Genomic DNA, 11395 nt, shown 5'->3' on the forward strand with positions numbered 1-11395 from the left:
TTAATACTTAATTCTTATTTGCATCTTAGCACCAAAATGGAATGGATTTTAAAAACAACGGAAAAACCCCCTGGTTGGTTTATTGAATTGGTGAAACGCTCCGCACCGGGAATAAATGGTAATTTTGCTGCTCAATTATTTTGGCAACGGGATATTAAATCTGAGGAAAAATTGGCGGCTTTTATTGATTATCAAGGTTATCAAAGTGCTGATTTTCGGGAATTTGGACAGGAAATAAATTTGGCTGTGCAACGGTTAATAACTGCGGGAAAAAAAGGAGAAAAAATTGCTATTTGGGGAGATTTTGATGCGGACGGAATTACTTCCACTGCGGTATTATGGGATGGTTTGGGTGAATTTTTTCTACAACATCGTCAATTAAGTTATTATATTCCCAATCGTTTCACAGAATCTCATGGTTTAAATAAGTCGGGAATTGATATTTTAGCCAAGGCAGGTTGTAAGTTAATTGTTACTTGTGATACGGGAAGTACGAATATTTCAGAAGTTATTTATGCCCAAAGTTTAGGGATAGATGTTATTATTACAGACCATCATACATTACCTTCAGAACGTCCTCCAGTAGTCGCAATTATCAATCCTCGTTATTTACCACAGGAACATCCTTTGTTTCATCTTTCTGGTGTCGCGGTTGCTTATAAATTGGTGGAGGCTTTATATGCAAGTTTACCAGATATTGCCGAAAATCCCTTAACTGATTTATTAGATTTAGTAGCAATAGGATTAATTGCAGATTTGGTGCAATTAAGTGGAGATTGTCGTTATTTAGCACAATTGGGAATTAAACAATTACACACAGATTATCAAAAATTACCAACGGACAGAAGAAGGCCAGGAGTGGGTAAATTACTAGAATTATGCCAGAAAAATGGCGATCGCCCTACAGATATTTCCTTTGGTTTGGGACCGCGAATTAATGCTATTAGTCGCATTCATGGTGACGCTAGTTTTTGTGTGGAATTATTGACGAGTAAAGATATTGAACGTTGTCAAAAACTTGCAGAAGAAACGGAATTAGCTAATTCCCGTCGCAAGTCTTTACAAAAAGATGTCCAAGCACAAGTTACTAAAAAACTCGCACAATTAGACTTATCAACTACTAGTGTTATTGTTTTAGAAGATTCTCAATGGTCTGCTGGAGTTTTAGGTCTGGTGGCTGGACAAATAGCCCAGGAAACAGGTCGTCCGACAATTTTGTTAAGCACAGAAGGAAAGGAAAGCGAGGCAGATTCTAGCCAATTTATAGCGCGAGGTTCGGCACGTTCTGTGAATAACATTGATTTATATCAATTAGTTCAAGAACAAGCCCATTTATTACATCGTTTTGGTGGACATCCTTTCGCAGCAGGTTTGAGTTTATTAGTAGAAAATATCCCTTTATTTACGGCCGCAATTAATCAGAAATTACGGCAATCTTTAGGAGGAATTAATCTGACTGTAACGGTAGAAGCTGATTTAGTAGTGACAGTTGCAGATTTAGGTAAAGATTTATTTTTAGAACTAAAACTTTTAGAACCTTGTGGTATGGGAAATCCTATTCCCAAATTATTAATTAAAAATTGTTGGTTTGAAAATTCTTGGCATAAAAATCAACAGGATTTGCAAGGCAAGAAAGTACAATATATTAAAACAGATTTTAGTATTCGAGATGATTCTACTAATAATGCTTTTCCAGGTATTTGGTGGGGACATTATAAAGAAGAATTACCTATTGGTAGATGTGATTGTATTGCAGAAATTGATTTTAATAGTTTTAAAAAACGCTATGAAATTAGATTAATTGCGGTTCGTTCTCATGTTGAATATGAAATAAAAAATCATAATTTTCCTGCAATTTTAGACGCGAGAAATCTGGAAAATTTACAGGAAATGACAGATAAAAAATCATTATTAATTATGAAAGATTGTCCTACTAATTGGGAGGATTTACGGTTATGGTTCAAAAAATCTCTTGATCATCAACAACAATTAGTTATTGCTTGGAGAAAAACCCATAATCAAGAACCCAGAGATATTTGGTTAAATTTGGTAGGTATTGCTAAATATCTGAGTCGCACAAATAAATCTGTTAGTTGTATGCAAATCTTAGCCAGACTGGGTATTAGTAAACAAAGCCTATATTTAGGATTTCAAGCTTTAAAATATTTAGGGTTTATTGTCAAAATTAAAGATGATTATTTACAAATAATCTGGGATTCTATATATGATCAAAAACCTACTGATCATCTGATTAACCAATTTTTAGCAGCAGTCAAAGAAGAACAATTTCAACGGGATTATTTTTTTCATGTTCCTTTATCTATTATTGTTGCCATGATCATTGATTTTTCCCCAGTCTCAAAAAAAGGGGTGAATTAATGACGATTTCCCAGCACCCCAATCTCCGTGTCAGGAGTGGGGTTTGCAGTTATACAAGTAACAAGTATCAAATGAACATTATATTATGTATTGAGACCAAAATCTCAGCCGTGACCTGTGATTTTGGTATAAATTAGTTAAAATGGGTATGAAAATAAATTACTCATGTTCAAACTGAGAAATCAGAGAAATAGGAAAATAAATAATTGTCGTCTTCTACTTATTCGCAAAAATAGATGATTTATCTGTAGATTTAGGAGTTATCATTTTTAGCAAAGATAAATTAAAAAACTTTTATAAACCCAAATTAATGTGGTGTATTCTCCAAAAGTTTGTATTTCCCAACCTAGCTGTCCTATTCATTTAGTTGGCAAAACAGGACAAGCTGTAGAGATTTCGATTCATACTCCCAGTCCATATATCTGTGCCAACTGTGAACAGATATTACCAGACTGGAAACAACAACAGTTTTTGTGGGTGGTGCTTGTCTTGCAACAATCACGATATCCTCTGGAGGAAATGACCGCAGAAACGGAGAAAGAAAAAGAAAAACTGCGGGAAAAATTTATGCGGTTTGGTTGCGATGTAGCATTTAATTTGCGCGATCGCGGATATTTAACGGACTTGATAGATCCCCGCACAGGTTATCCATTACTATCTCATTCCGGTTTATTTCCCCATGATGATACAGCAGCAGCACAAGCCTTACTAAAATATCCCGCAATTGAAAATAAATGCCATGTCCTTGTACATCCTCATTGGGGAACTGCTGTTTATCCTAGTGTTATGCTTTCGGAAGCTCCCCCAGATATGATTGAGTTAGTAACTAAAGCTGTAGCACCAATGCACGGGTGGACAGAAAATTAAAAATGAGACTTGTGTATTTATCCTCCTAATTGCTGCTGCTGCTAAATTTGCGAAAATAAATGTGTAGGCTAGAATTACTAAGCTTTTAGCATGGCCTGGTTAATTCCAAACCGTTAGTTCATTTAGCAATAAGTCAGAGGAAGGGAGTATGGATAGTAACAATTGGTTGGAACAGCTAATGATGTTGGGTATTGGCACAACTTCTTTAGTTGCAGATAAACTTAAGCAAGTTAGTGATGAACTGGTAAAGGATGGTAAACTCAATCCTGATCAAGCTAAGGCCGTCATGGATGATCTTGTTCATCAGTTAAAGTCCGAACAAGGCGGTTGGGATGAGCAAATGCAACGACAAGTGCGAAATGTAATGCAGGATTTGGGAGTTGCGCGTCAGTCAGAAGTGGACGAATTACGGGGTAGAATTGACAGGTTAGAGCGTCAAGTTCGGGACTTGGAAAATAAACTGTGGCGCTAAAATGTCCTTTGTGATTTACACTAATTTGTGTTCTGTCGGTAATCTGATTACCAGTAATTAAAACAGAGAGGGCTGATTTTGAAAGGAATTTTCCTCAGTGTGGTGTTAATGCTGGTATGTGTTGGCGTTTTAGTATTTACTCAAATTAGCGGTCAAAAAAATGCTGCAATCGGTAATGCATCGCCTTCAACACAACCAACCACCACTATCATTCAAGAAAACAATACTCCAGGAGCGAAAAATACTATGTCCCCAGCCAATGCTGTTACTACCCCTTCTGGGCTAAAATATGTTGAACTAGAAGCGGGAACTGGTGCAACTCCCCAACCAGGACAAACCGTTGTAGTTCACTATACTGGCACTTTAGAAGATGGGACTAAATTTGATAGCTCACGCGATCGCAATCAACCCTTTAGCTTTAAAATCGGTATAGGACAGGTAATTAAAGGTTGGGACGAAGGACTAAGCACCATGAAAGTAGGTGGCCGTCGTCAATTAATCATCCCTTCAGAATTAGGTTATGGTGCGCGAGGTGCTGGTAACGTAATTCCCCCCCACTCTACTTTACTTTTTGATGTGGAATTGTTAGCTATTAAATAAGTAAGTAGAGATAGTTAAATATAACATTGGCGGGCAGAATCTACAATAGATTATCACCTTTGCAAAGTGGGATTCAGTCCCGTCAATGTCCTAAAAAAAAACTCAGATTACTCGATGATGAATACTTCTGATTTTGGCAAATCTTCTACCTTTAGCTTTGATTTTCTCCCACCTCACCCCAGTCAAGACACTGATTTACTCCAACTGCTATATTTTGTCCCTGGGTTGAAGGAAATCCTGCTTTTACGTCAAGTTCACGCTTTAGAACACGCTACTGTTTGGGTATTAGGAGAAACTAAAAACTCCTATTCTCGATTAGGAATAACTACTAATGTACAATTAGATGATCAATTATTAGGTGGCCTGTCTACCGAACAGGGATTTTTTCTCTATGGTGATGTGAATATTAGTGATTTACGACGCGCAGTAACATTAGCTCAACATCGTCTTATCAGTGGAGAATGGGATTTAGCTGTACATCCCCGCTGCGGCACAAATCTATCTGTAACTATGCTTTTAAATTTAGTCTTGGCGGCATCTGTACCTTTTCTACTACCATTTCGACCAATTGAACAGCTTATTGGTTTAGGTTTAGCAGCAACAGCAGCAACGGAACTTGCACCAGATATGGGAATGCTTACTCAGCGTTATATTACAACTTCTATTCCTTTTAATTTAGCTGTTGAAAATATCACTATTGCTCGTGATTTTTGGGGGAAGGAAGGTCATTTTGTTAAGGTATCTTGGGAGGAATAGGAGTTAAGAGTTAGGAGTTAGGAGTTAATGAACCAAGAAGGAATGAAGAACACGAAGCAAGAAGAAAGAAGAAAATTCTTGACTTACACTCTTATTTATAAAATGTAAAATTAGATATTTAGTATTATGAGAAAGCTTTATTTTTTGCTTCCAGGAACAGATGGTAATTTTGCTTGTGGTGGTCTTTGGGCAGAGTTGAAAACGGTTAATTTGGTTCGACAATTTTGCTCTGCTGAAGTGGTTACTTATCGTCAGAAAGAATCTGGTAAGTTGTTTTTAGATGATTTATTAGAGGAGAAAATTTTCAAAAATTTAGATGATGTCATTTTTGTGATTAGCTGGGGATTTGATGTGGCTAAATTGGCTGCTAAGTTGCAAAGGTATAATGTGATTTATCATGCTCATAGTGCCGGTTATAAGATGAATCTACCAGCGAATATTCCGATCATTACGGTTAGTAGAAATACCCTGGGTTATTGGGGACAAAAATCACCAAATTCTCTGATTTATTATTTACCAAATCAAATTAGTGAGGAATTTACTAATTTAGATCAAAGTCGAGATATTGATGTTTTAGTCCAAACTCGGAAGTCTTCTCAATATTTAATTAAGTCGTTAATTCCCGCTTTGAAAAAAAAATGTGATGTCTTGGTTGTTGATAGTTATGTGGAAAATTTACCAGTTTTATTTAATCGTGCTAAAATTTACCTTTATGATTCTGCGGAATATTGGCAATTACAAGGAGTTAGTGAAGGATTTGGTTTACAACCAATGGAAGCCTTAGCTTGTGGTTGTCACGTCTTTTCTAGTGTCAATGGGGGATTATCTGATTATTTAGATCCGGGCTTTAATTGTTATAAAATCGCTGGTTATGCTTTAGAATATGATCTAGCCAAGATTTTACAGGTTCTAGAAGCAACAACATTACCAACTTTATCGGAAACTGTTTTAGCAGAATATAGAAAGGACAATATTATTCAACGTTTACAGGTAATTTTAGCAGAAATCAATGATTTCTTTGATCATAAAAATAATTACTCGACTAAAATTCCAGATTTAACAAAAATCCAATTAGCAAAATTATTTGTAGAGAGAATTTTTGCTAAAGTCAAAAGCAAGTATTTATAAGGGAATTAGGAAATTTTATGAATAAACGATTGTTGGTTACTGGGGGTGCTGGGTTTATTGGTACGAATTTTGTCCATCATTGGTGTCAAGCTTATCCAAATGATAGATTAGTGGTATTAGATGCTCTTACCTACGCTGGAAATCTCTCTAATTTGACCTCGGTTGCATCAAAAGACAATTTCCGCTTTGTCCAGGGAGATATATGCGATCGCTCTTTAGTTGAAAAACTACTTTTAGAGGAAAATATAGATACTATAGCTCATTTTGCGGCTGAATCTCACGTTGATCGTTCAATTACCGGACCTGCTGCATTTGTCCAAACTAATGTGCTGGGAACTTTTACTCTTTTGGAAGCTTTTCGTCAACATTGGGAAGCAAAAACACAACCTCATAATTATCTATTTCTTCATGTTTCTACCGATGAAGTTTATGGTAGTCTCACCCCAGATGAACCAGCATTTTCAGAAACTACAGCTTATAGTCCCAATAGTCCATATTCAGCTTCAAAAGCTGGAAGTGATCATTTAGTTCGTGCTTATTATCATACCTATAAATTACCCACAATTATCACCAATTGCTCTAATAATTATGGTGCTTTTCAATTTCCAGAAAAGTTAATTCCTTTGATGTGTATTAATATTCTAACTGGTAAAAAATTACCTGTTTATGGGGATGGAAAAAATGTCCGCGATTGGTTATATGTTGGTGATCATTGTCAAGCTTTAGATCTGGTACTTCATCAAGGAAAACCAGGAGAAAACTACAATATTGGGGGTAATAATGAAGTTGAAAATATCAGCCTTGTGCAAAATTTATGTCAAATTATGAATGAGTTAGCACCAGATTTACCAGTCTATCCAGCGGAAAAATTAATTACTTTTGTTAAGGATAGACCTGGACATGATCGAAGATATGCTATTAATGCTAATAAGTTAAAAACAGAATTGGGTTGGAATCCATCTGTCACCATTACTCAAGGTTTACGTTTAACTGTAGAATGGTATCTTAGTAATTGTGATTGGTGGAAAGCTTTGTTATAGTCCACGCAAGTGGACTTAGTTTGTGTATTAGCGATTTATCATCGCCCCTAGACCGCTTTGAAAACAACCTCTTAGCAAACCCTAATGATGAATGGGAAATTTAGATTGGAGTAGATTTCTGACAGCTACTTCTAAATCACTTTCTTTCAATAAAGATTCTCCCATAATTACTGTTTGCACTCCAGCTTCAGCAACTAAAGATAAATCATCAGGGGTTTCTATTCCTGATTCACTAATCACTAAAATTCCTAACTTTTGCAGTTGGGATTTCCTCGCTGCTAATAGTTCCTGAGTGGTGTGAATATTGATGGTTGAATCACTTAAATTCTGATTATTAATGGAAACTATCCGTATATCTTCCAATTCGAGAACTCTATCCAAATCAGTTAAATTATGAACTTGGATTACGGCATTCATTCCTAAGTAGTGAATTACTCGTAAAAAGTTTTTTAGGTCTTTATCCGCAAGAATAGCAGCCATTAATAATACCGCATCTGCACCAGCAGAACGCGCTAAATAAATTTGGCAAGGATCAATGATAAAATCTTTGCAGAGTAAAGGTAATGCTACCCGATATCTGATAGCACGCAAATGATCAAAACCACCTTGAAAAAACTTTTGATCAGTAACAACAGATATACAAGATGCTCCTCCACGTTTATAAGCTTGAGCAATAGTAACTGGTTCAAAATCTTGTCTAATTACACCTTGATAAAGGGATACTTTTCTCACTTCTGCAATTAAACTAGGTTTATAAACACTCTGCTGTAAAGCAGTCAAAAAGTCCCGCACAGTAGGAGCAGCAGTTAACTGACGTTGCAAGGAAGCCCAAGACATATCTTGTTGCATTTGTACAACTTCCAGTTTTTTATGCCACACAATTTCTTTGAGAATTTCTTGCATTTGAGGATGATAAATTGTGATTGGATAGATAATAAAATCTGGACGAGGGTGATAAATTATTTTTGTAAAATTTCACCTTTCCCTTTTCTTGTCTGAAAAAAAGTCAAGGATTTGACATCAAACCTGTCAACTTTTTCCACCGGTGGCTGATTTTTCTGGGAATTACCGAGCAAGCGGTTATCTTTAAGTAATCTGATATATGTACGATAGGGCATATAGTCTGTAGGGTTGTAGCCAGCAAATTGTAAAACCAAAACACAAGCCCAAGAATATTTTCCGCTTATAATCGCTTTAATTATTTGTTCTATTTGCTCGGTCTTGATCTTTTTGCTAATGGATGGATTATACCCAGTAAAATTTTGATTCATGATTTTGCTCCTGTTTGTCAAACGATGCAATGGTTTTTGAGGATTTTCCCGCCATTTATCAATAACGGCTTCTTTACTAAGAGTATCCAAATCCAAGTTCCCAATACATAAACTATTTTTTGATTAACATGACTATTTTTTTGCTCTTATTTTTTTGAATTTTTGTTAACTATCAGAATTTTGATTTTTAAATATACAGCAAATTTCAACTTAGTAAGGTATAAAATACACCATTACCGTAGCAAGCCATTCATTACCTGTATCTTTATTAACAATTAAACAACAGGCTTAATATTGAAAGAATAGAGTGGGTAATGGTATCAAAGATGCTAGTGTAAAGAGAGGTTTATGTATACTTTGGATTTTAAAACAGCTTCTCAAGACATTTCTTCGACAGTTCTCTACAGGACTTAGGAGTAAAGTCTGCTTAATTTTTGATGAGGATATTCTAGGACAATACTCACTCTAATTATCATTAATAATCCGACTAGGATATATTCTAAAAGAATCGAAAAAATTAGCAGCTTCTGTAGTTATTCATCCTTGGCTCTAGCTCCGATTAATCCTGAGATATAGTTCTATTCTGAGGAATAAAAACAGTATTTTTTTCTATAGCAAGCGATGTATTAACTGCTACGAAATAGTTACTTGCAGACAGCTTAGAATCAGTATCACTACTCTTATATGTGGATGCTGGGGTGTTGACTGGTTGAGTATTATTAGTGTTTTGATCTACTGAATCAGTCGAGTTAGAATTTTGAGCCATTAAGTCGGCCGCTTTCCTAGAAACTGACTCCGCTTGAGCAGGAGTCGTGACTAAAGTAGCTAATATAGCTAACCCTAAAAAGCACTTGTGTTTATTCATGATGTAGGCAACCTTGATTTTCAATTTGAAACACGAAAATTATCTCAAGCTAGAGACTATGCAAAAGCCAGTTGATCTGCGATACTAGTAAAACTTCTACTGAATCTTGAATCTGACTGACTTTCGTGATAGAAACATTTTCCCCCCCCATGTATGTCACAAAATTTAATTTATTTTATTTTGTGATATACAATATAATCATAAATCTGACATATTTTCTTGTAAGTGTCAACCCCAAACCAGAAATTTATATTTCTCTGACACTTACGTAGATTTCATTCTCATCCGAGTCATAATTATGACTCAAAATCAACAACCTAACCCTGAAATAAAATAGTCACAGCAGTGAATATGAAACTGATGCAATTTAAACCAAGAATGAATGAACAAGAGTTTGAGCGCGTATTTGACAATCTCACAGAACGACGCAAAAACGTATTAAGGAAGATACTAGCGGGCGAAACAGATGCGGATATAGCTCAATCTATGAAGATTGGAGAATCGTCCGTAAGAAAATATGTTGAAAGAATATGTCTGGAATTTGGACTGAATAATGAGCCTTCTGATAGCCGTCGCTATAAACGGTCAGAGTTGGTGACATTATTTGCCAAATACAAACCGGAATTACTGAGTGAAAGTAAAACTGGCTCGACAAAAGAATTAACAATAATGACGGATGAAAATGAATCAAATATTACTGAATATATCCTGCATTTGTTATCCTTTAATCAGCCCATATCAGAGGATTTGCAACAGATACTAAATCGCATCAAGTTTCATGAACAAGAAAGGAAACAAATTGCGAAAGCTCTAAATGAAATAGGGCATAAAAATTACCTAAATAACGACTTTACAATTGCAGCATCCTATTTAGAATTAGCAGTTGAATTTAACCCAAACTATGGAGCGGCTCATTATAATTTAGGAGCAGCTTATGAAAAGTTAGAGAATTTAGATGGTGCTTGTTACCACTATCAGATTGCGAGTAAATATCAAAATCGTGCTGCTGATGCTGCTGCGAATAATTTAGCTAGGTTGCAAATTCTGCAAGGAAATAGTGCAGCAGCGGTGAAGATCATTGAATCAATTTTGCCCAAGGTTAGAGATAAAAGCATAGAAGTTACATTGTATAAAAACCTTGGCTGGGCATATTTTCAGGAAAATTGTTTTGACAAAGCAAAACAAAATTTACTGATCTGTTTGAAATTAGAAAGCAATTATACTCCAGCTTATTGCTTACTAGCACAAGTGCAAGCAGCAGAGGGAGATCATCAAAGTTCCAGAGAATCATGGCAAACTTTCCTAGAATTTTATGCCTATGAGCAGGAAGAAAAAAAATTTCGTGGACAATTACCAGAACTAGAAGTTTGGAAACTTGAAGCCATGAGAATTATTAATGCTCAAGGGGAGTAATTCAAAGAGATACAGCGTTTTCCGCTCTGATGAGGTACAAAGTTAAATCATGAAACTCTTGTGGTGCGGGCATCTTGCCCGCTAGATATGTACCTCATAACACCGGGAAATGCTGTAAGTATCAGAATTGAATTGATCCAGATTCTTCCGATAAAGAGTGATTTACTGTCGAGGTTGGGTTAACCTATGTTACCCAACATCAATATGATCAATATGATCAAGCAATCATTCATCTGGGAATAAATTCCCAGTCTAATAGCAAAAGTCGGCTCAAGCCGACTATACAGCAGTTTCCGGTATTATGAAGTACAGTAATGATAAAACTCTTGTGGTGCGGGCATCTTGCCCGCATAAAGTGTACCTCAGTAGTTTCCGGTATTATGAAGTACAGTAATGATAAAACCCACATTCCGCACCCTGAACTGTCACAGATCAAAAAAGCAGAGATAGTAGTACATAATAACTAACGATCAATTAAAGAGAAATAAGCTTAATGAGAATACATATCATTAAAAGGGGGGTGGTGTGAGAAAGTAAAGTTTCCTAAGGAGTCCGAATTCAAGATGATTAAAAAATTTATTATTCAGAAAGCAAGAAATGAGAG

The 11395-nt window shown here is 35.8% G+C and carries 11 protein-coding genes; 8 read left to right on the forward strand and 3 right to left on the reverse strand.

The window, feature by feature from the left end; translation table 11 throughout:
- The first annotated feature begins 36 nt into the window (after nucleotides 1-36).
- The 7 genes from recJ (at nucleotide 37) to rfbB (ending at nucleotide 7242) form a co-directional block, all read left to right on the forward strand.
- On the forward strand, nucleotides 37-2379 hold the full coding sequence (gene recJ / locus H6F39_RS13800) for a single-stranded-DNA-specific exonuclease RecJ (protein ID WP_190396874.1): 2343 nt from the start codon (nucleotides 37-39) through the stop codon (nucleotides 2377-2379).
- Between the two features lie 312 nt (nucleotides 2380-2691).
- A complete protein-coding gene (locus H6F39_RS13805) occupies nucleotides 2692-3246 on the forward strand; it encodes a methylmalonic aciduria and homocystinuria type D protein (protein ID WP_137909652.1) in 555 nt (184 codons plus the stop codon).
- A gap of 148 nt (nucleotides 3247-3394) precedes the next feature.
- Nucleotides 3395-3718 (forward strand): phasin family protein, encoded by a 324-nt coding sequence (locus H6F39_RS13810; RefSeq protein ID WP_137909651.1) that lies wholly within the window; start codon nucleotides 3395-3397, stop codon nucleotides 3716-3718.
- A 78-nt stretch (nucleotides 3719-3796) separates the two neighbouring features.
- The gene (locus tag H6F39_RS13815) at nucleotides 3797-4318 is read left to right on the forward strand and encodes an FKBP-type peptidyl-prolyl cis-trans isomerase (protein ID WP_242028647.1); all 522 of its coding nucleotides are present in this window, start codon (nucleotides 3797-3799) and stop codon (nucleotides 4316-4318) included.
- A 117-nt stretch (nucleotides 4319-4435) separates the two neighbouring features.
- Nucleotides 4436-5074, forward strand: coding sequence for a DUF6391 domain-containing protein (locus H6F39_RS13820; RefSeq protein ID WP_190396876.1), 639 nt, complete (start codon nucleotides 4436-4438; stop codon nucleotides 5072-5074).
- 126 nt (nucleotides 5075-5200) lie between these two features.
- Nucleotides 5201-6202, forward strand: a complete 1002-nt coding sequence (locus tag H6F39_RS13825; protein ID WP_137909649.1) for a glycosyltransferase — start codon at nucleotides 5201-5203, stop codon at nucleotides 6200-6202.
- Nucleotides 6203-6219: 17 nt separating this feature from the next.
- Complete coding sequence (rfbB, locus tag H6F39_RS13830; RefSeq protein ID WP_137909648.1) at nucleotides 6220-7242, forward strand: dTDP-glucose 4,6-dehydratase; 1023 nt, start codon at nucleotides 6220-6222, stop codon at nucleotides 7240-7242.
- A gap of 81 nt (nucleotides 7243-7323) precedes the next feature.
- Here rfbB and H6F39_RS13835 read toward each other — a convergent pair whose 3' ends face one another.
- From H6F39_RS13835 to H6F39_RS13845, 3 genes are all read right to left on the reverse strand, one after another.
- Complete coding sequence (locus H6F39_RS13835; RefSeq protein WP_190396877.1) at nucleotides 7324-8178, reverse strand: indole-3-glycerol phosphate synthase TrpC; 855 nt, start codon at nucleotides 8176-8178, stop codon at nucleotides 7324-7326.
- Nucleotides 8179-8201: 23 nt separating this feature from the next.
- Nucleotides 8202-8513, reverse strand: a complete 312-nt coding sequence (locus tag H6F39_RS13840; RefSeq protein WP_137909646.1) for a HetP family heterocyst commitment protein — start codon at nucleotides 8511-8513, stop codon at nucleotides 8202-8204.
- A gap of 559 nt (nucleotides 8514-9072) precedes the next feature.
- Entirely contained in the window at nucleotides 9073-9378 is a 306-nt protein-coding gene (locus tag H6F39_RS13845) for a hypothetical protein (RefSeq protein WP_137909645.1), read from the reverse strand.
- Between the two features lie 351 nt (nucleotides 9379-9729).
- On the opposite strand from H6F39_RS13845, the gene H6F39_RS13850 reads away from it, so the two are divergent.
- Nucleotides 9730-10791: a LuxR C-terminal-related transcriptional regulator gene (locus H6F39_RS13850; protein ID WP_228036524.1), complete on the forward strand. Its 1062-nt coding sequence runs from the start codon at nucleotides 9730-9732 to the stop codon at nucleotides 10789-10791.
- Nucleotides 10792-11395 lie beyond the last annotated feature (604 nt).

The sequence above is a fragment of the Dolichospermum sp. FACHB-1250 genome (assembly GCF_014696335.1).
Lineage (GTDB): Bacteria > Cyanobacteriota > Cyanobacteriia > Cyanobacteriales > Nostocaceae > Dolichospermum > Dolichospermum planctonicum.